Origin of the sequence: Pelomonas lactea (genome assembly GCF_043555885.1) — a bacterium.
Lineage (GTDB): Bacteria > Pseudomonadota > Gammaproteobacteria > Burkholderiales > Burkholderiaceae_C > Pelomonas > Pelomonas lactea.
The window spans coordinates 140,758-160,518 of the sequence record NZ_JBIGHX010000010.1 but is presented as its reverse complement, the minus strand read 5'-3'; the positions used below and the strand labels follow the sequence as shown (position 1 = coordinate 160,518).

Genomic DNA, 19,761 nt, shown 5'->3' with positions numbered 1-19,761 from the left:
CGGCCCCCTCGCGCTCCATGAAACTGCTGATCTACGGCGCTGGCGATTTCTCGACCACCGTGGCCGCGCTGGTGCGCCAGTGCGGTCATCAGGTCGCTGGCCTCATCGACGACACCGGGCGCAACGCGTCGGCCCTGGGCAGCTTCGAACAGGTCCGCGCCAGCCATCCGCCGACCGAACACGGCGTGGCGCTCGCAATCGGCTACAACAACCTTGCCGCCCGCTGGGCGGCCTGGGAGCGCGTGCAGCAGGCCGGCTACGCGTGCCCCGCACTGGTCCACCCGCGCGCCTACGTGGCCGACGAGGCCACCGTGGGCCCGGGCTGCTTCGTCATGGCCGGCGCTCACGTGGATGTTCATGCCAACGTGGGAGCAGCCTGCGTGCTCTGGCCCCTGGCCTGCGTCAATCACGACACCCATGTCGGCGCCAACAGCTTCATTTCTCCCAGCGCCACCCTGTGCGGCTTCGTACGGCTGGGCGCCCACAGCTTCGTGGGCGCCGGCGCCGTTGTGGTCGATCATGTCGACCTGCCTCCCAGCAGCTTTGTCAAAGCCGCATCCCTCGTCAAGCGAACCCCCACGGCATGAAGAACGTCGTCGTCCTGCAATCGAACTACATCCCCTGGAAGGGCTACTTCGACCTCATTCACGACGCCGATCTGTTCATCTTCTACGACGACGTCCAGTACACGAAGAACGACTGGCGCAACCGCAACAAGATCCAGACGCCCCAGGGCCCGCGCTGGCTCACCATCCCGACCGGCATCAACACCGACCGGCGCATCTGCGATGTCGAGCTGGCCGATCACCGCTGGCAGTCCTCGCACTGGGAGAGCATTCGCCAGACCTACCGCAACAGCCCCTACTTCAAGCTGTACAGGCCCTTCTTCGAAGACATCTACCGAGGCCGCGAATGGACCAGCCTGTCGGAGCTCAACCAGCAACTGATCCAGCGCATCTCCCAAGAACTGCTGGGCATGCAGACGCGCTTCGATGACTCGCGCAACTACGCCAGTGGGGGCGCCAAGCAGGAGCGGCTGCTGAACCTGCTGACCGCGGCCGGCACCGAGCACTACATCTCCGGGCCGGCGGCGCGCGCCTACATCGACGAAGAGGCCTTCGCGAAAGCGAACATCCGGCTGACCTGGAAGGACTACAGCAACTACCCCGTCTACCCGCAGGGGTCGGCGCCTTTCGAACACGGCGTCAGCATCATCGACCTGCTGTTCAACACAGGCCCTCAGGCCGCCTGGCACATCTGGGGCTGGCGCGATGGCGGGCAACCGTGAGCGACCGGCGCACGCTGGTTCAGCTGCTTCGGTACGGCATCGTCGGCGTCGCCTCGAACGCCCTCGGGTTCGTCTGGTACCTCGGCCTGACCGAGCTGCTGCACCTGGGCCCGAAAACCGCGATGAGCCTGCTGTACGTCATCGGCGTGCTGCAAACCTTCGTGTTCAACCGCAAGTGGACGTTCTCGCATGACGGCGCCGCACACACGGCGCTGCTCCGCTACGCATGCGCCTATGGGCTGGGTTACCTGGTCAACCTCGCGGCCTTGTACGTCTGCGTCGACCTGCTGAACTACCCCCACCTTGCGGTGCAGGGCACGATGATCATCGTGCTCGCGGGCCTGCTGTTCCTGCTGCAGAAGTACTGGGTCTTCCGGGTCAGGCCGGCAGTCTGACGCGTTGCGCGCGCCGCGGGGCGGCTCATTCCACCGCCTTCAGCATGTCCTCCACGACCTTCTTCGCGTCGCCGAACACCATCATGGTCTTGTCCATGTAGAACAGCTCGTTGTCCAGGCCCGCATAGCCCGCGGCCATGGAGCGCTTGTTGACGATGACGGTCTTGGCCTTGTGGGCTTCGAGGATGGGCATGCCGTAGATGGGGCTGCCCTTCACGTGCGCCGCCGGGTTCACGACGTCGTTGGCGCCCAGGATGATGGCCACGTCGGCCTGCGCGAACTCGGCGTTGATGTCTTCCATCTCGAAGACCTGGTCGTACGGTACCTCGGCCTCTGCCAGCAGCACGTTCATGTGGCCCGGCATGCGGCCGGCCACCGGGTGGATGGCGTACTTCACCGTCACGCCCTTCTCGGTCAGCTTGGCCGCCAGCTCCTTCACCGCGTGCTGGGCGCGCGCCACGGCCAGGCCGTAGCCGGGCACGATGATGACCGTCTCGGCGTTGCCCATCACGAAGGCGGCGTCGTCGGCGCTGCCGCTCTTCACGTTGCGCTGCTGCGCGGCGCCTGCAGTGGCCGCGCCGGCCTCGCCACCGAAGCCGCCCAGGATCACGTTGAAGAACGAGCGGTTCATCGCCTTGCACATGATGTAGCTCAGGATGGCACCCGAGCTGCCCACCAGCGAGCCGGAGATGATCAGCATCGGGTTGTTCAGCGAGAAGCCGATGCCCGCCGCCGCCCAGCCGGAGTAGCTGTTCAACATGCTCACCACCACCGGCATGTCGGCGCCGCCGATGGGGATGATGAGTGTCACGCCCAGCACCAGGCCCAGCACCACGACGATCCAGAACGCATGCGCGTAGCCGTGAAGGCAGAACACCGCACAGCCCCACAACGCCAGCAGACCCAGCAGCAGGTTCAGCCAGTGCTGGCCCTTGAACACCACCGGCGCGCCCTGGAACAGGCGGAACTTGCTGCCGCCGGAGAGCTTGCCCCAGGCGATGACGGAGCCGGTGAAGGTGATGGCGCCGATGAAGGCGCCCAGCGCCAGCTCCAGCCGGTTGCCCATGGGGATGGGCGCGAGCGCACGGGCGGCGGATCCATCCTCGGCCGCGATGCCGGCCAGCGCGGCGTCCAGCGGCGGCGTGATGCCGAAGGCGGCCGGCTCGTAGACCGCGGCCACCGCAATCGCCACGGCCGCCAGGCCGATCATGCTGTGGAAGAAGGCCACCAGCTCGGGCATCTTGGTCATCTCGACCGTCTTGGCCTTCCACGCGCCGAAGCCGCCGCCAACGACCAGGCCCAGCAGCACCCAGCCCAGCCCCGTCGCCGAGCCGGCCAGCTTCACGATGAGGGCGGCCGTCGTGAACGCGGCGATGGCCATGCCCACCATGCCGAACACATTGCCGCGGATGGACGTCGTCGGATGCGACAGCCCTTTCAGCGACTGGATGAAGCAGACGCTGGCGATCAGATACAGCAGCGTGACCAGGTTCATGCTCATCACGCACCCTCCTTTTTGGCCACCGCCTTCTTTTCCTTCTTCTTGAACATCTCCAGCATCCGCCGCGTGACGAGGAAGCCGCCGAAGATGTTGACTGCCGCCAGCGCGACGGCGATGACGCCCATCGTCTTGGCAAACGGCGTCTCGGTCAGCGCCGCGGCCAGCATCGCGCCGACGATGACGATGGCCGAGATGGCGTTGGTGACCGCCATCAGCGGCGTGTGCAGCGCGGGCGTCACCGTCCAGACGACGTGGTAGCCCACGTAGATGGCCAGCACGAAGATGATGAGATTGATGATGGTGTGGTCGACCATTTCCATGGTGTCAGCTCCTCGTGACCTGGCCGTCTTGCGTGACGCGGCAGGCCGCGACGATGTCGTCCTCCAGCGGCACGGTGAACGTGCCCTCCTTCGTGATGACGAGCTTCAGAAAGTCCAGCACGTTGCGCGCGTACAGCGCCGACGCATCGGCCGCGACGAGCGCCGGCAGGTTGGTCTCGCCGACGATGACGACGCCGTGCTTCACGACGGTCTTGCCCGCCTCGGTCAGCGGGCAGTTGCCACCGGCCGGGGCGGCGATGTCGACGATGACCGAGCCCGGCTTCATCGCCTTGACCATGTCCTCGGTCACGAGCACCGGCGCCGCACGACCGGGGATCAGCGCCGTGGTGATGACCACGTCGGCCTGCGCGACGCGCTTGGCCACCTCCACCTTCTGCCGCTCCAGCCAGCTAGCCGGCATGGGCCGGGCATAACCGCCCACACCCTCGGCAGCTTCCTTCTCCTCGGCCGTCTCGTAGGGCACGTCGATGAACTTGCCGCCCAGCGACTCGACCTGCTCCTTCACCGACGGCCGCACGTCGCTGGCCTCGATGACGGCGCCCAGCCGCTTGGCTGTCGCAATGGCCTGCAGGCCCGCCACGCCCACGCCCAGGATGACGACGCGCGCCGCCTTCACGGTGCCGGCCGCCGTCATCAGCATCGGGAAGAAGCGCTGGTACTTGTCGGCCGCGATCATGACGGCCTTGTAGCCGGCGATGTTGGCCTGGCTGGACAGGACGTCCATGCTCTGCGCGCGCGTCGTGCGCGGCGCGGCTTCGAGCGCGAAGCTCGTCAGCCCCGCCGCGGCCAGCGCCACGAGGCCGTCGCGGTCGAAGGGGTTCAGCATGCCGACGAGCGCCGTGCCCGGCTTCATCAGCGCGAGTTCTTCGGCGCCCGGCGCGCGCACCTTCAGCACCAGCTCGGCGCCCAGCGCCGCGGCCTGGTCGACGATCTCGCAGCCCACCGCCTCGTAGGCCGCATCGGTGACGCTGGCGGCCACGCCGGCGCCGCTTTCAATGCGCAGCACATGGCCGGCGGCCTTCAGCTTCTTCGCCGTCTCGGGCGTGACGGCCACGCGGGTCTCTCCGGCCGCGCGTTCGCGCGGGACGCCGATCTGCATGGAGGCTCCTGTCGGGGACTGGGGTGCGGGGCAGCTTACACAATGCCCGGGTCCGCCCGGAGCGGGAATTCGCGAGGAAGTTTCATGGTTGCCACAGAGAGATTTCGTCCCAGCGTCACGGTTGCGGCGGTCATCGAGCACGGCGGGCGCTACCTGCTCGTCGAGGAAGAGACGCCCGAAGGGCTGATGCTGAACAACCCCGCAGGCCATCTGGAGCTGGGCGAAAGCCCGATCGAGGCCGTCGTGCGCGAGGCGCTGGAGGAGACCGCGCGGGCGTTCACGCCGCGGCATTTCCTCGGCGTCTACCTGGCCCGCTTCGTGCGCCCGGCGCGATTAGAGGATGTGACCTATGTACGGCTGGCGTTCAGCGGTGATGTGGGCGAGGAAATCGCCGGCCGCACGCTGGACGAGGGCATCCACCGCACGCTGTGGCTGACCGAGGCCGAGCTGGCCGCCTGCGCCGCGCGCCACCGCAGCCCGCTGGTGCTGCAGTGCGTGCAGGACCATGCCGCCGGGCGGCGGCTGCCGCTGGAGGCGGTGTTCAGCCACGCATCGCTCGCCGCGCCGTCGGTCAAGGGCTGACTTTTGCTGCGTCCAGGCGCCCCAGCAGGTTGTCCACCGAACGGTCCCAGGAGGTGGCAGCGACCAGCCGATCGCGAAGCCGGCGCGTGCGTGCAAAAGCGGCCGCCTTGGCGTCTTCATCGAGCAGCATGCCGTTGATCTTGTCCGCCCACTGCCCAACAAGAGCCTCTTCATCGTCGCCATCTACCGGCAAAACGAAGTGCTTCATCAGCTCGGGAGCATGTCTGCGCAAGAAGTCGGCCATGCCGCTGGCTTCGCTGACGAGAACGGGTACCCCCAGGGCCAGGGCTTCCAGCGCCACGAGGCCAAAGCCTTCGCGCTTGGACGGCATCAGCATCAAGGCGCAGCGGCGCAGGTCTGCCTGCACGGCTTCGGCATCGCCGTACTCCCTCACACGCACGGCCACGCCCGGGCAGGCTGCCTGCAATGTGTTCCGCGCGCTGGTCCCCTGACCGGCCGGCGCCCCGCGGACCACCAGCTCGGGCTCCTTCACCTCGCCCCGTTGCCGCACCGCACCGACCGCTCGCGCTGCCAGCTCCAGCCCTTTGATCTCAGCATCCTCCACGCGCCCGAGCAGCAGGCAGTGGTTGAGCGCTGGCGGCTCCAAGGTGCCCTCCGTCACCAGGGCGGGTTCGAACTCCATCACCCGCTCCTGCGCCGCCTGGGCGCGCAGCAAATCGGCAAATTCCCGCTGCAGGCGCGGCCCGACCGCGGCGACGACGTCTGCCGTCCCGGCCAGTGCCGCCTCGATGCGCTCACGCGCATCCGCTTCCTGCGCGGCGTTCGGTTTGCCCTTGAACCACTCCAGCTCACCGGGTGCCACATGCACGAACTGCACCCGGCGCGCGCCCGGAGAGTGGTCGGCCACCTGCGCCTTGGCATAGCTGCCGGTCACACGGCCGTGCCCCACCACCACGTTGGGCTGCCAGCCAGCGGGCAGGTTCAGCCGACGCCCCAGGCCTGAATACTTGGCAGCGCCGACCTCGTCGGGGGCTGCCATCAGCGTGACCGCACCGCCCCGCGCATCGCTCATGTCCGCCTCGTCCAGCTCACTACAGACGCAGACAACCTGCGTATCCGCCCGCGCCGCCAGCGCCCTGCACAGCAGCCGGTTGAACGTGGACAAGCCGCCATGCCTTGAAGCCCATTCGGTGGCCAGCACCAACACGCGCCACTTCACGGGTTCGGCCGCCGCCTGGGCCGGTGCGTCAGCCTTGATCTCGGGCGCCAGCGGGCCGGGCCGCAACGCTGCAAAAGGCGCCGGCTCCTCGCCAGGCTCCTCGGGCCGCTGCGAGGGGTGCCGGCGCGAATCCGCCCCCTCCTTCGCTGCGCCCAGCAGCCAGACCCGCTCGGCCTTGGCCCCCAGCGTCACGCTGCGCTCGATGGCGTCCGCCACCTGTGCCACCAGCGCCGCCGGGTCGCGCCCGGTGGCCATCAGATCCACCACGCCGGGCACGGGCTCGCCCACGCCATGCGACGGCTGGATGTCCAGCTTGAGCACCGCGCCCGTGCCCGTGTCGAAGAAGCAGGCGCCCCACCGCCAGTACACCGCATCCGCTTTCGTGTGCTCGCCCAGGGCGCTCAGCACCGCCCGGGCAATGCCGTCGTGCAGAAAGCGGTAGCGCAGCTGCAGATGCGCCTGCGGTTCGGCACCGCGCCACACGGCCGCGATCTGTGGCTCACGGGCGCTACGCTCGGGCAGCCAGTCCAGCGCCAGATAGTCACCGCTCGGCAGCTTGAAGCACATCCGGCAGGTCTGCATCATCTCCAGGAACAAGCGTCGGTCTGCCTCGCTGTGCTGGGCGGTCTCCCAGCCAGCCAGACTGGCCAGCAGGTCGGCATCGAAGACGCCGCCACGGCTGCGCAGCTTGGGGATCACCTTCTCGCGGTGCAGCAGGCTGTAGACGCCTTCCAGCGCCCAGGCCTGGTCCAGCACCACGGCACCGCCAAAGGCCTGGGGCTGCCAGAACACCTCGCCGGCCTGGTGCAGATAGCCCAGCAAAGTGCCGGGGCCGCCCACGGTCTGCTGGGCGCACAACGCGTCGTAGTCCGCGCGCTGCAGCACCCGCTCACCCGCCTCACGCCGCGCCCGCAAGGCCTCGGCCACGGCCAGCCAGCTCCGCGGCAGCACCACCTCGCCATAGCGCTCCAACAGCAGCTTGGCCGCGCCGCGCAAGGCCGGCAGCAAGGCGTCCAGCCCATCCTCGTTGCGGGCGCTGCAATGCAGGGGCTGCAGGCGCAGCGTGAAGCGTTCCGGGTCAGCGATGGCAGGCGACACGGCGGCGGACTCGGTATCGCACTGCGACTGCACCACCAGCACCGGCGCCTTGCCCCCGGTGGCCGTGGCGACATAGTCCAGCCAGTAGCCCAACCGGTGGCGAGGCAGGCGCAGTGCCGGGCTGGCGGGGTCGAAGCCCGATTCGCTCTCGGGCGTCCACACCGCCAGGTAGACGGCGCGATCGTCCAGGAACAGGCTGTGCGTGCCCAGGTACACGTCCTGCCCGCCGAAGTCCCACAACATGGCGTCAATGGTGCTCGACAGCGCAAAGCGCCGGATCTGCACGCCGTGGGTGCTGGGCACACCCGGATCAAAAGGCTCACCCGCCAGGCGCCGCGCAATCTGTGTCTTGCCGACACAGCCATTGCCCAGCACAAACACCTTAGCCATGCGTTGCTCGATGGCGCCGGCTGCGGACAGGTCATGCGCCCAGGCCTCCAGCCGGGTCAGGCAGCTGTCCCAAGGCTCCGAAGCTTGCAACTCGCGGGGCACGGCGGGCAGCCGGTTGGTTGATAGGCCGTGCAAACGAGGAAAGCCACTGAGCAGCAACTCAAGCGGCGACTGAAGGCGAGCGCTGCCGTCAATCGCCAACTCTCGCAATTGGGGCAGCGCCGCCAACGCGCTGATGTCTACCACCTGCTCGCACCCACCCAGCAGCAGACTGTTCAACTGGCTCAGGCCCGACAGCGGCCCCAGATCGCGCAGCTCCCCGCACCCGCTCAGGTTGAGGCTCTGCAACTGGCTCAGGCCCGACAGCGGCCCCAGACCGCGCAGCTCCCCGCACCCGCCCAAGTAGAGGCTCTGCAACTGGCTCAGGCCCGACAGCGGCCCCAGATCGCGCAGCTCCCCGCACCCGACCAGGTTGAGACTCTGCAACTGGCTCAGGCCCGACAGCGGCCCCAGATCGCGCAGCTCCCCGCACCCGACCAGGTTGAGACTCTGCAACTGGCTCAGGCCCGACAGCGGCCCCAGATCACGCAGCTCCCCGCACCAGCTCAGGTCCAGACTCTGCAACTGGCTCAGGCCCGACAGCAGCCCCAGATCGCGCAGCTCCCCGCACCGGCTCAGGTCCAGACTCTGCAACTGGTTCAGGCCCGACAACGGCCCCAGATCGCGCAGTTCCCCGCACCCGCTCAAGTCCAGGCTCTGCAACTGGCTCAGGCCCGACAGCGGCCCCAGATCGCGCAGTTCCCCGCACCGGCTCAAGTCCAGGCTCTGCAACTGGCTCAGGTCCGACAGCGGCCCCAGATCGCGCAGTTCCCCGCACCCGCTCAAGTCCAGGCTCTGCAACTGGCTCAGACCCGACAGCGCCCCCAGATCGCGCAGTTCCCCGCACCCGCTCAAGTCCAGGCTCTGCAACTGGCTCAGGCCCGACAGCGGCCCCAGATCACGCAGATCCCCGCACCGGTTCAGGTCCAGACTCTGCAACTGGCTCAGGCCCGACAGCGGCCCCAGATCGCGCAGCTCCCCGCACCAGCTCAGGTTGAGACTCTGCAACTGGCTCAGGCCCAACAGCCGCCCCAGATCTCGCTGCTCCCTGCACCCACTCAAGTCCAGGCCCTGCAACTGGCTCAGACCCGACAGCGCCTCCAGATCGCGCAGCTCCCCGCACCAGCTCAGGTTGAGGCTCTGCAACTGGCTCAGGCTCGACAGCGGCCACAGATCGCGCAGCTCCCTGCACCAGCTCAGGTTGAGGCTCTGCAACTGGCTCAGGCTCGACAGCGGCCACAGATCGCGCAGTTCCCCGCACCCGATCAAGTCCAGGCTCTGCAACTGGCTCAGGCCCGACAGCGGCCCCAGATCGCACAGCTCCCCGCACTGGCTCAGGTCCAGACTCTGCAACTGGCTCAGGCCCGACAGCGGCCCCAGATCGCGCAGTTCCCCGCACCCGCTCAAGTCCAGGCTCTGCAACTGGCTCAGGCCCGACAGCGGCCCCAGATCGCGCAGTTCCCCGCACCCGCTCAAGTCCAGGCTCTGCAACTGGCTCAGACCCGACAGCGCCTCCAGATCGCGCAACTCCCCGCACCAGCTCAGGTTGAGGCTCTGCAACTGGCTCAGGCCCGACAGCGGCCCCAGATCGCGCAGCTCCCCGCACTCGCTCAGCTTCAGATCCCGCAGCAACAGCAGCCTTGCCAACGCGTCAACGCTTTCTAGCGCCCAGCAGCCAGACAAGTCCAACGACGTCAGCGCCGGCGCGAGTTTCGCCAGCCCCTCCGGCAAGCGCCTCAAACGCAGGCCCGCCAGCGACAGCTGACTGGCACCTTGTGCCAGCGCTTCGTCTATCAAACGCCGCGCTTCTGCCACAGCGGCCTGGTTCTCCCTCATCGCGCCCCCTGCCTATTGGTCTGCGCGGCATTCTGCCGCCGTTCAAACAGGCCGCCAGCGCCCCATCAGGCAACGCGCCGAGAATCCCGGCCATGACAGCACCCGACTTCATCGAGGTCTACGACGGCGCGCTGAGCGCCGACGCCTGCCGTGCGCTGATCGAGCGCTTCCACGCCAGCCCGCATGTGCAGCGCGGCGCCACCGGCAGCGGCGTGGACGTGGCGCTGAAGGACAGCTGGGACATCGCCATCAGCCGCCACCCCGAGTGGGCCGACGCCTGCGCGCAGCTCAACGACGCCGTCATCCAGGGCTTCAAGCAGTACCTGCGCCGCTACGCGCACCTGGCGCTGGCGCCGCTGAAGCTGCAGATGAACCGCCCCGACGGCAGCACGGCGCTGCTGGACGCCGACACCGTCGCCACGCTGCCGGACGACGCGCTGATGGGCCTGATCGCCAAGGTCTTCCGCCCCGGCGCCATCAACCTGCAGCGCTATGTCGCCGGCCAGGGCGGCTACCCCTACTGGCACTGCGAGCAATACCCCAAGCTGGACCAGGGCGAGGCGCTGCACCGCGCGGTGCTGTGGACGATCTACCTGAACGACGACTTCGCCGGCGGCGAGACCGAGTTCCTGTACCAGGGCCGCAAGATCGCGCCGCGCACCGGCAGCCTGCTGATTGCGCCGGGCGGCTTCACGCACACGCACCGCGGCAACCGGCCGACGGGTGGCGACAAGGTCATCGCGACCTCCTGGGTGCTGTACCAGCGCGCGGAAAGCCTGTTCGCGCCGGGCTGATGGGCCCGTTTGGGACAATCACCGGCATGAGTTCCGACAAAAAACATCGAGTCGTCGTCGGCCTGTCCGGCGGCGTGGACTCGGCCGTGACCGCCCACCTGCTGAAAGCCCAGGGCCACGAGGTCATCGGCATCTTCATGAAGAACTGGGAAGACGATGACGACGACGAGTACTGCTCGACGCGGCAGGACTTCCTGGACGCCGCCTCGGTGGCCGACGTGCTGGGCATCGAGATCGAGCACGTCAACTTCGCGGCCGAGTACAAGGACCGCGTGTTCGAGAGCTTCCTGCGCGAGTACCAGGCCGGCCGCACGCCCAACCCCGACGTGCTGTGCAACGCCGAGATCAAGTTCAAGGCCTTCCTCGACCACGCGATGCGGCTGGGCGCCGAGAAGATCGCCACCGGTCACTACGCCCGCGTGCGCGAGGTCGACGGCGAGTTCCAGCTGCTGAAGGGATTGGATCCGCTGAAGGACCAGAGCTACTTCCTGCACCGGCTGTCGCAGGCGCAGATGAGCAAGGCCATGTTCCCGGTGGGCCACCTGGAGAAGACCGAGGTGCGCCGCATCGCCGCCGAGATCGGCCTGCCGAACGCGAAGAAGAAGGACTCCACCGGCATCTGCTTCATCGGCGAGCGGCCGTTCCGCGAGTTCCTGAACAAGTACCTGTCGCACCAGCCCGGCCCCATCAAGGACGAGCGCGGTCGCAAGCTCGGCGAGCACGTGGGCCTCTCCTTCTACACGCTGGGCCAGCGCCAGGGCCTGGGCATCGGCGGCGTGAAGGACAAGAAGGCCGCCCGCGGCGGTGGCGAGCACGAGCCCTGGTTCGTCGCCGCCAAGGACATCCCCACCAACACGCTGATCGCCGTGCAGGGCCACGACCACCCGCTGCTGCAAAGCCCGGCGCTGCTGGCCGACGACCTGAGCTGGATCGCCGGCCGCGCCCCCGCCGCCGGCCTGGCTGCCGCCAAGACGCGCTACCGCCAGGCGGATGCGCCGTGCAGCGTGGGCTACGACGACGCCGGCCGGCTGCTGCTGCGCTTCCCCGAGCCGCAGTGGGCCGTCACGCCGGGGCAGAGCGCGGTGGTCTACGACGGCGACGTGTGCCTGGGCGGCGGCGTCATCTCGCAAGCGCTGGCCGCATGAGGCCCGCGCGCCGGGCCGCCCCCAAACCGGGCCTCGTCCCCTCGGGGGCTGAGGCCGGACACGGTAAGCCCGGTGGGCTTGCCGTGCCTGACGAAGAACGGCGGCTCCCGCCGCCGTGCGGCCTGCAAGGCCGTGCGGCGTACCCGCCGCGCGAGGGGCTCCGGTGACCCGTTTCGACCGGCTGCTGGCCCGCCTGGCCGAGCCCGGCACCGTGCTGCGGCTGGCGGCGCTGGTGGTCTGTGCGATGGAGCTGGTCAGCGCCGGTGCCGCGCTGCTGGGCGCGCGCACCGAGCCGTATGACGGGCTGGTGGCCCGCGTCTGGCGTGCGGCCGGCGGCGGCGCCGACGACCGCGGCCTGCTGCTGCTGTGCGTGGGCCTGCTGCTGGCCTTCGTCGCGCTGATGTGGCGGCTGGCGAGCCAGGGCGGCAGCGTCGTCGCCGTGAACCGCCGCCTGGCATGGCTGCTGCTGGTGGACCTGCTGGCCTTCGGCGTCACGCCGGGCCTGCCCTTCCTCGTCACCGCGCTGGCCGCCGTGCTGCTGCCGGCGCGGCTGGCGCTGGGTTTCGGCTTCGCGCAGGTGCTGCTGAACACCGCCATCTACGCCGCGCCGCAGGCCACCGCGTGGCTGGACCAGTTCGGCCTGCTGTCCTCCATGCTGGCGCTGCACGGCCTGGCCTTCGGCCTCGGCCGCATGGCCGCCGCCGAGGCCGAGAAGCGCCGCTGGCTGCAGGCCGTGCTGGCCGAGCAGCTGTCCGGCGAGCACCTGCTGGCCGAGCAGATGCGCTACAGCGAGCGCATGCAGATCGCCCGCGAGCTGCACGACCTGATGGGCCACCACCTGACCGCGCTGAACCTGCAGCTGCAGCTGGGCGGCGCGCTGCTGGCCCGCAGCGACACCGGCGGCGCCGGCCAGGCGCTGGCGCGTGCCGAGGGCGTGGCCGCACAGCTGCTGGCCGACGTGCGCGAGTCCGTGTCGCAGCAACGCAGCTCGCAGCGCATCGACCTGTCCGCCGCGTTGCAGGCGCTGGCCGAGGGCATCGCCAGCACACGCATCGAGCTGGCGCTGGACGACGCCGCCCGCGACCTCGGCCCGCGCACCGCGCACGCGCTGCTGCGCTGCGTGCAGGAGGGCGTGACCAACAGCGTGCGCCATGCCGGCGCGCGGCGCGTGCAGGTGGAGCTGCGCGGCGATGGAGATGAAGTCGCCGTCAGCATCGACGATGATGGGCGCGGCGCGCCGGCCTGGCAGCCGGGCCGTGCCGAGCGCTTTGGCAACGGCCTGTCGGGCATGACGGAACGCATGGCCGAACTGGGGGGGCAGATGCGTGTCACGCGCACCAGCCCGGGGTTTCGAATCGAGCTGAGATGTCCGCGATGGATGTGATCAAGATCCTGCTGGTGGAAGACCAGCAACTGGTGCGCGAAGGCCTCAAGGGCCTGCTGGCGCTGCATGACGACCTGCAGGTCGTCGGCGAAGCCAGCGACGGCGCCGAGGCGCTGGAATGGCTGGCCGCCGCGGCGGCCGAAGTCATGCCCGACGTCATCCTGTCCGACATGCGCATGCCGCGGCTGGACGGGCTGGGCCTGATCCGCGCGCTGGCCGCGCGGGCGCTGCGCGTGCCGGTGCTGCTGCTGACGACCTTCGACGACACCGCCGCGTTCGACGAAGCCGTGCGCGCCGGCGCCAAGGGCTTTCTGCTGAAGGCCATCAGCCCCGACACGCTGCACCAGGCGCTGCGCGACGTGCACGCCGGCGGCACGGCGCTGCGGCCGTCGCTGACCACCCGCATGGAGGCCAAGGGCGGCGAACGCGCCTTCACCGCCGCCGACCAGCCCGACCCGCTTTCACCGAAGGAGCTGCAGGTGCTGCGCCTGGTGGCCAGCGGCCGCAGCAACACCGAGATCGCCAGCCTGCTGGGCAACAGCGAAGGCGTCATCAAGAACCACTGCTCGGCCATCTTCTCCAAGATGGGCGTGCGCGACCGCACGCAGGCGGTGCTGCGCGCCATCGATCTCGGCTGGATTTAGCGCGGGCCGAGCGCCGGGCCGCCCCAAGCCGGCCCGCCTTGGGCGACGCGCTTGCCGGTCGATCCGGCAAGCGTCGCCGTCCCCTCGGGGGCTGAGGCCGGACACAAGACGCCCGGTGGGCGTCTTGTGTCTGCCGAAGCGCTGCGGCGCAAGCCGCAGCGCGGTCACGACTGGGCGAGCCCGCGTTCAGCGCGGCTCGACCGGGCGAGGGGCCGCAGATGCTGCGGGGCCTGCGGGGGCCGCGAGCTGCAGCACCCAGTAGCGCTGCAGCCGCCCCGGGCCGGCCACGCAGGCCAGGCCGAACTCCTCGAAGTCGGCCGCCATCAGGTTCTCGCAATGCACGGGGCTGGCCAGCCACTGGGCCAATGCCTCGTCCAGCGTCTCCGGTCCGCCGGCCAGGTTCTCGCCGGACACCCGCATCACATAGCCCACCTCGCGCAGCCGCGTGCGCAGCGTGGCCCCTTGGGCGCCGACATGGTCCAGCCGGTCCAGCGCCGCCAGTTCCACGGCATAGCGTCGCGCCGACTCTCCCAGCGCCGCCTGCCAGCGCAGCGGCTGGGCGGCCGGCCAGGGTCGGGCACCACAGGTCCGGGCCTGCGCACGCAACGCCTGCAACGAACGCTGCGCCAAGTCGACGTCGAGCACGCAACCGTCCAGCGCGCACACCGGGGTCGCGACGAACAGGCTGAGCAGCAAGGCACTCCGGACACGCATGGACGCATCCTAGTTGTTGCCAAGCGGCGAGCCCCGGCCCAGCATTGAGGCCATGAAGCGCCATCACCTCCTCGCCGCCGCCCTCGCCTGCACCGCCCTTGCCGCCTGCGCGCAGACGCCCCCCGAACCCGAGTCCGCCCGGCTGGCGCGCGAGCTGCGCACGCTGATCGGCCCCGCGGCCTGCAGCAGCGATGCGCAGTGCCGCACGGTGGCCGTGGGCGCCAAGGCCTGCGGTGGGCCGGCGGGCTACTGGGCCTGGTCCACCCAGGGCACGGATGCCGACGCCGTGGCCGCGCTGGCCAGGCGTCAGGCGGACGCGCACAAGCGCGAGGTGGAGGCCAGCGGCATGCGCTCCAACTGCGCGATGGTCAGCGATCCGGGCGCAGCCTGCGTGGCCGCACGCTGCCAGCTGCAGACGCCCGCATCAGCCCGCTAGCCGCACAAGAAGAAAAGGCCGCACGCCCGTTCCGGCATGCGGCCTCGGCGGAGGCGGGTGGCCCGCCTCGCGTGGTGTTGACGCTCAGTCCTGGCGAGCGCGCAGCTTGCTGCGCACGGTGTCGCCCGCCTCGGTGATCGTCGGCACGCTGGGCTCCACGCGAACCACCGTGGTCGCCTGCGGGGTGCCCGTGTTGTCCAGCCACTGTGCGGCGCCGACATAGCGCTTGCCCGCCGTCAGGCCCGACCAGCTCAGGCCCACGGTGGCGCTGCCGCCCGCATAGACCTGGCTGGGCGTCAGCACGTTCAGCGTGCCGGCGGCATCGCCCACGCCGACGATCCAGCTCGACAGCGCGTGCGTCATCTGCGGCCGGCCGTCCCAGGCATGCACGCAGACGCGGTAGTTGCCGGCCGCCGGGGTGGTGAGCTGCACCGCCTCGTTGGTGCCGCCCGCGCCGGAGTAGCGCTCCAGGCCGTCCGGCCCCAGCACGACGAGGTCGTTGTCGTCGATCGGGCTGCTGGTATCGGCCTGGCGCAGCGCGAAGCGCGCCACCATGGTGTTGGCCGGCACCGTGAAGTTGTAGACCTTGAAGTCCGGCGCATCGTCACCGGCCTTGCAGGCCTCGATCATGCCCACGTCATCCAGGCCGCGGTCCGGCACCAGCGTCGCCGCGGGCGACATGGTCACGTCCTTCACGCCCTTGCGCGCCGACATGCGACCGGCAAAGCCGGTCTTGACGGTCAGCGTGCGCGAACCCGACGGCGTGATGGCGCTCACGGCCGCCGGCGCGCTGATGGGCACGCCGCGGCGCGCCTGCACGGGGCTGCGCACGACATGCGTGCCGCCGTTCTCGGTCCACACCAGATCGCCGAAGTACCAGGTGTTCACGCCCGCGCCGGCACCCGGCGTCAGCTTGACCGTGAAGCTCTTGGTCTCGCCGGGGTTCAGCGTCAGCGTCGACGGCGTGACCACCGTCGTGAAGTTGGGCACGCTGGCTGCGGCCGTGTAGGTGGCCGCGGCCGCGCCGACGTTGGTGACGCGGCGCGTCACCGTCACGCCGGTGCTGAAGATGCCGCCGGCGGTGATGGACGGCAGGTTGAGGTTGTAGGTCTCGTCCAGCGTGCCGTAGGTGGTGCAGTCACTGGCCGGCACGGCCGCGCGGTTGACCTTGCACTGGTAGCGAACCCAGTCGGCCTTGCCGGCGTCGTACACCAGGCCGGGGTCGATGGCCTTCTGCGGCGCCACGTGGCCGGCGCCCTGGGCCCACGGCAGCAGGCCGTTCTGCGCGCCGGCCAGGCCGTCGTTCAGCGTGGAGAAGCCGGTGGTCATCAGCGCAGACTTGATGGCCGCGGGCGACCACGTCGGCTTGGCCTGGCGCAGCAGCAGGGCCAGGCCCGCCACGTGCGGGCTGGACATGGAGGTGCCGGAGATCGTCGTCCACGCCGGTGGCGGCACCAGCGTGTTGGCGGCCACCTGGTCGCGCTCGGCCTGCGTGAGGCCGGGCGTGCCCTGGGCAATGATGTCCACGCCCGGCGCGGTCAGGTCGGGCTTGAGGATGTTGGCGTCGCCGCCGTTGGGGCCGCGCGACGAGAAGCCGGCCATGATGGGCGCAGCCGTCGTGCCGACGTAGAACTGGCTCAGGCCCGCCGTGCCGGCACCGCCGACCGCGTAGGACTTGATGAGGGCGCCGTCGGCGGCCGTCACGTGCACCGTGGGCACGGAGTGCGGCTCGGCGACCAGGCCGCCCCCGTTGTCCACCATCACCATGCCGATGCCGCCCGCATTGGCGACGGCCAGGCTCTTGTCGACGCGGGCGTTGTTGCCGCGCGTGCAGATGACCACCTTGCCGGACACCTTCGCGGCGTCCAGCACCACCTGGCCGACGCCCGCCGCGGCCGCGGCATCGCTGAAGCACAGGCTGGCGTTGCCGCCGCCCACGCCGGCGTCTTCGGCGCGGATCAGCGCCGTGCCGGCGACGACCGGGGACTGCGCCATCGACGCGCCGGTGTACTTGGCGGCGTTCCCCAGCGTCACGTCGCCGCGGAAGGCACGGTCATGCGTGGACGCGGCCACGGTACTGATCCACGGGCTGATGTGGGCCACGGCCTGGCCGGGGCCGTCATTGCCGGCCGAGGCCGCGACGAACACGTTGGCCAGCGCGGCGCGGTAGAAGGCCTGCTCGACGGGGTCGTTGACGCTGGTCTGCGAACCGCTGATCGAGAAGTTGATGACGTTGACGCCATCCTTCACCGCCTGGTCGATGGCCGAGACCGAGTCGGACGTGTAGCAGGTGTTCTGGCTGCCGGTGCCGTCGGTGGCGGCGGCGTTCACGAAGGTCCAGCAGACCTTGTAGCTGGCAACGCGGGCGCGCGGCGCCATGCCGCTGGCCACACCCAGCTGCATGCCGTTGACGATGGCCGTCGCGCCGTCGTTGCCGGCGGCCGTCGACGCGGTGTGGTCACCATGGCTGCCATGGCCGGTGGGGCCGGCTACCGAGTCACGGCCGGAGTCGGGGAAGTCGGTCCAGTGCAGCGTGCGGCCCGAGACCTTGAAGGTCGCGTTGAAGTGCTTGATGCCGACCAGCTTGTTGTTGCAATGGTCCAGCCGGATGCCGGGGCCGGGCACGCAGCCGCCCGTGAAGGACGCGGGCGCCGGGCCGTAGGCCAGCGAGTGGGCGGGGTTGTTGCTGGGCACGCCGTTGGCATCGACGCGGTCGAAGAACGCGGGGTTCTCCGGCCACACGCCGCCGTCGATGACGCCGATGACGAGGTTCTCGCCCTTGATGGCGCTGCCGTTGACGGATTGCGACCACAGGCCGCCGGCGGCGCTCAGGCCCAGGAACTTGGTCGTCGTGATGGTGTCGAGCTGGCGCGGCTCGTCTTCGAACACATCCACCACGGCAGCGCTGTTGCGCAGCGTCAGCGCCTCGGCCTCGGTCAGGTGCGCCGAGAAGCCGTTGAAGACGGTGTTGTAGGTGGCCAGCACGCGGCTGCGGTCGATCAGCGACAGCACTTCGTCCTGGCGCTGGCTCAGGTAGCCCAGGTAGGCCTGCACGCGCGTGGAGCCGGCCTGGAAGGCCTCGCCCGGCGCGGGCTGCGTGGCGGCGTAGCCGGACACGGTGCCCTGGTAGGAGGCGGCGGGTTCGTCCTTGAGCTGGACGATGTAGGTCTTGCGGCTCTGAGCCAGCGAGCTCGTGGCCACGCCGGACAGCAGCACCAGCGCCGCCAGTGCGGCGGGCTTGAGGGTCATCTTCATCGAAGGTCCTTTCGAGGCAGAGGAGGCGGATCAGACCGGGCGGCGGCGGCGGGCACCCACTGCGGCCAGGCCGGCAAGGCCCACCAGCGCCAGGCTGGCCGGCTCGGGCACATGCTCGATGACGATGTCGTCGATGGCGAACTGGCCGCGGTCGCTGGAGAAGGCCTGGCAACCGGTGCCACTGCCGCTCAGGCAGGGCAGCGCATAGGCCAGCACGTAGTCGAATTCCGTGTTCGAGAAGGCGCCGGTCGTCGTGTAGGTGCCGAAGTTGAGGTTGCCCAGCGCGTCAGGGCCGCTGAGCACCGCCAGGAAATCGGTGCCGACGCCGTTGAGCACGCCGGTCAGGCGCAGCGCGGCGGGAACGGCGAAGGTCGGGTCGCCGTTGCCGATGAACGACGCCTTGAAGCTCTTCACCGAGAAGCGGTAGCCGTCCAGACTCTCGATGGCCAGCACGCCGTCGTTGTAGATGTTGAGGAAGTTGCTGGCGTTGTTGACCGGGCAGGCGATGCCGGCGCACGAGCCCGAGCCCGCGCCGGCAATCAGCTCACCCACCAGGTCGCCGACCTGGCGCAGCGGAGAGAAGGAGAACGGCGTGACGAGGACGTCGTGGTTGCTGATGCCGGGTTGCAGGAACTGGTCGCCGTGCGTGAGGTAGGGCAGCTGCTGTGCAAAGGTCGGGTCGACGGGCGACTCGAAGTCGATGACGGCGCGCATCACGCCGGCCTGGGCGCCCACGGACAGGGTCAGCGCCGAGATGGCGAGCGCCACCGAGCTCAAAAGCTTCTTCATCCAAATACCCTCTTTCCTTGCTGAGTTGATCGTGCAGTGCGGGAGCACGCCGGCGGGTGGGCCGGCGCGCAGCCCGCCAAAGGGTTGGCAACAGGCGGGCTCCCCGGGGCAGGCAGGCCTGCGGGGGTGCCGATTCTGGTGAAGGAAACGCGGCGCCTATATCCCCAGTTCTACGCCCCGGATTCAGGGGATGGGGAATGCCCCAAGTTGCCTGCGCGACGCCTCTGCGCGTAGCGCGATCCGTGTCAGCGCGACGCTGCGGAGCCCGCTGCAGACGCCGCGCTCGCCGGCCCGGCGGCTTCGAGGGCGCGCGCCGCGAACAGCAGATCGCGAGCCTGCTTCACGCTGCTGCCGTCGGCCGCGATCTCGCGCAGCAGTGCCTGCTCGGAGCGGCTGCGCACGGCGCTGAACGCCCCGGGCTGCCCAGGCTCGGGCACCAGCTCCCAGTCGGGCTGGCCGGTGAAGGGGTCGGCATAGAGCCGGCGCAGGTGGTGGCGCGGCTTGAAGCCGCGCTCGTCGGACAGCAGGTCTTCCAGCCGCCTGGGGTACTGCGGTGGCGGGTTGGGCGTGGCGCGGGCGTAGGCGGCGATGGCGCGGGCAATCTCGCCACCGCGGAAGGCCAGCTCGCGCTCCTTCTCGCGCTGCGCGGCCGTCTGCCAGGCCTGGCCCAGCGCGGCTAGGCCGGCGGCCGTCAGCGCGACGAGGAACAGGACCGCGAGATAGCTGTAGCCATGCTGGCGGGCCCCCGCGGGGGGCAGCAGGCGTACCCGCCGACGTGGGGGCACCATCAC

17 protein-coding genes are annotated in these 19,761 nt (G+C 69.9%); 9 read left to right on the top strand and 8 right to left on the bottom strand.

Annotation, left to right across the window (positions count from 1 at the left end; genetic code table 11):
* The first annotated feature begins 17 nt into the window (after nucleotides 1-17).
* Genes ACG04Q_RS23150 through ACG04Q_RS23140 form a run of 3 tightly spaced genes read left to right on the top strand, consistent with a single transcriptional unit; the run spans nucleotide 18 to nucleotide 1,683 of the window.
* Complete coding sequence (locus tag ACG04Q_RS23150; RefSeq protein ID WP_394513905.1) at nucleotides 18-587, top strand: PglD-related sugar-binding protein; 570 nt, start codon at nucleotides 18-20, stop codon at nucleotides 585-587.
* On the top strand, nucleotides 584-1,288 hold the full coding sequence (locus ACG04Q_RS23145) for a WbqC family protein (RefSeq protein ID WP_394513904.1): 705 nt from the start codon (nucleotides 584-586) through the stop codon (nucleotides 1,286-1,288). The genes ACG04Q_RS23150 and ACG04Q_RS23145 overlap by 4 nt, the downstream gene beginning before the upstream one ends.
* Nucleotides 1,285-1,683 carry a GtrA family protein gene (locus tag ACG04Q_RS23140; protein ID WP_394513902.1) on the top strand — a complete coding sequence of 133 codons (399 nt, stop codon included), beginning with the start codon at nucleotides 1,285-1,287 and terminating at the stop codon, nucleotides 1,681-1,683. Before ACG04Q_RS23145 ends, ACG04Q_RS23140 begins: the two co-directional genes overlap by 4 nt.
* 25 nt (nucleotides 1,684-1,708) lie before the next feature.
* Here ACG04Q_RS23140 and ACG04Q_RS23135 read toward each other — a convergent pair whose 3' ends face one another.
* Genes ACG04Q_RS23135 through ACG04Q_RS23125 form a run of 3 tightly spaced genes read right to left on the bottom strand, consistent with a single transcriptional unit; the run spans nucleotide 1,709 to nucleotide 4,624 of the window.
* A complete protein-coding gene (locus tag ACG04Q_RS23135; RefSeq protein ID WP_394513901.1) occupies nucleotides 1,709-3,184 on the bottom strand; it encodes an NAD(P)(+) transhydrogenase (Re/Si-specific) subunit beta in 1,476 nt (491 codons plus the stop codon).
* Nucleotides 3,184-3,504 carry an NAD(P) transhydrogenase subunit alpha part 2 gene (locus tag ACG04Q_RS23130; protein ID WP_394513900.1) on the bottom strand — a complete coding sequence of 107 codons (321 nt, stop codon included), beginning with the start codon at nucleotides 3,502-3,504 and terminating at the stop codon, nucleotides 3,184-3,186. Before ACG04Q_RS23130 ends, ACG04Q_RS23135 begins: the two co-directional genes overlap by 1 nt.
* Nucleotides 3,505-3,508: 4 nt before the next feature.
* Nucleotides 3,509-4,624 (bottom strand): Re/Si-specific NAD(P)(+) transhydrogenase subunit alpha, encoded by a 1,116-nt coding sequence (locus ACG04Q_RS23125; protein WP_394513899.1) that lies wholly within the window; start codon nucleotides 4,622-4,624, stop codon nucleotides 3,509-3,511.
* Nucleotides 4,625-4,708: 84 nt separating this feature from the next.
* On the opposite strand from ACG04Q_RS23125, the gene ACG04Q_RS23120 reads away from it, so the two are divergent.
* Complete coding sequence (locus ACG04Q_RS23120; protein WP_394513898.1) at nucleotides 4,709-5,206, top strand: NUDIX domain-containing protein; 498 nt, start codon at nucleotides 4,709-4,711, stop codon at nucleotides 5,204-5,206.
* Here the strand turns inward: ACG04Q_RS23120 and ACG04Q_RS23115 are convergent.
* The gene (locus tag ACG04Q_RS23115) at nucleotides 5,196-9,809 is read right to left on the bottom strand and encodes a leucine-rich repeat domain-containing protein (RefSeq protein WP_394513897.1); all 4,614 of its coding nucleotides are present in this window, start codon (nucleotides 9,807-9,809) and stop codon (nucleotides 5,196-5,198) included. The two genes, ACG04Q_RS23120 and ACG04Q_RS23115, sit on opposite strands and share 11 nt — an antisense overlap.
* Nucleotides 9,810-9,901: 92 nt before the next feature.
* Between ACG04Q_RS23115 and ACG04Q_RS23110 the strand changes: the two genes are divergently transcribed.
* From ACG04Q_RS23110 to ACG04Q_RS23095, 4 genes are all read left to right on the top strand, one after another.
* Nucleotides 9,902-10,603, top strand: a complete 702-nt coding sequence (locus tag ACG04Q_RS23110; RefSeq protein ID WP_394513896.1) for a 2OG-Fe(II) oxygenase — start codon at nucleotides 9,902-9,904, stop codon at nucleotides 10,601-10,603.
* A 26-nt stretch (nucleotides 10,604-10,629) separates the two neighbouring features.
* On the top strand, nucleotides 10,630-11,748 hold the full coding sequence (gene mnmA, locus ACG04Q_RS23105) for a tRNA 2-thiouridine(34) synthase MnmA (protein WP_394513895.1): 1,119 nt from the start codon (nucleotides 10,630-10,632) through the stop codon (nucleotides 11,746-11,748).
* A gap of 163 nt (nucleotides 11,749-11,911) precedes the next feature.
* Nucleotides 11,912-13,132: a sensor histidine kinase gene (locus tag ACG04Q_RS23100; RefSeq protein WP_394513893.1), complete on the top strand. Its 1,221-nt coding sequence runs from the start codon at nucleotides 11,912-11,914 to the stop codon at nucleotides 13,130-13,132.
* Nucleotides 13,114-13,776, top strand: a complete 663-nt coding sequence (locus ACG04Q_RS23095; RefSeq protein WP_394513892.1) for a response regulator — start codon at nucleotides 13,114-13,116, stop codon at nucleotides 13,774-13,776. The genes ACG04Q_RS23100 and ACG04Q_RS23095 overlap by 19 nt, the downstream gene beginning before the upstream one ends.
* Nucleotides 13,777-13,962: 186 nt before the next feature.
* On the opposite strand, the gene ACG04Q_RS23090 is transcribed toward ACG04Q_RS23095, so the two are convergent.
* Nucleotides 13,963-14,490 carry a CAP domain-containing protein gene (locus tag ACG04Q_RS23090; RefSeq protein WP_394513890.1) on the bottom strand — a complete coding sequence of 176 codons (528 nt, stop codon included), beginning with the start codon at nucleotides 14,488-14,490 and terminating at the stop codon, nucleotides 13,963-13,965.
* A gap of 52 nt (nucleotides 14,491-14,542) precedes the next feature.
* Here ACG04Q_RS23090 and ACG04Q_RS23085 point away from each other — a divergent pair, with 52 nt between their 5' ends.
* On the top strand, nucleotides 14,543-14,926 hold the full coding sequence (locus ACG04Q_RS23085; RefSeq protein ID WP_394513889.1) for a hypothetical protein: 384 nt from the start codon (nucleotides 14,543-14,545) through the stop codon (nucleotides 14,924-14,926).
* An 84-nt stretch (nucleotides 14,927-15,010) separates the two neighbouring features.
* Here ACG04Q_RS23085 and ACG04Q_RS23080 read toward each other — a convergent pair whose 3' ends face one another.
* The 3 genes from ACG04Q_RS23080 to ACG04Q_RS23070 all read right to left on the bottom strand — a co-directional run bounded on the left by ACG04Q_RS23080 (nucleotide 15,011) and on the right by ACG04Q_RS23070 (nucleotide 19,758).
* A complete protein-coding gene (locus tag ACG04Q_RS23080) occupies nucleotides 15,011-18,181 on the bottom strand; it encodes a S8 family peptidase (RefSeq protein ID WP_394513888.1) in 3,171 nt (1,056 codons plus the stop codon).
* Between the two features lie 30 nt (nucleotides 18,182-18,211).
* On the bottom strand, nucleotides 18,212-18,970 hold the full coding sequence (locus tag ACG04Q_RS23075; RefSeq protein ID WP_394513887.1) for an NF038120 family PEP-CTERM protein: 759 nt from the start codon (nucleotides 18,968-18,970) through the stop codon (nucleotides 18,212-18,214).
* A gap of 245 nt (nucleotides 18,971-19,215) precedes the next feature.
* Complete coding sequence (locus ACG04Q_RS23070) at nucleotides 19,216-19,758, bottom strand: type II secretion system protein (RefSeq protein WP_394513886.1); 543 nt, start codon at nucleotides 19,756-19,758, stop codon at nucleotides 19,216-19,218.
* Between the last annotated feature and the right edge of the window lie 3 nt (nucleotides 19,759-19,761).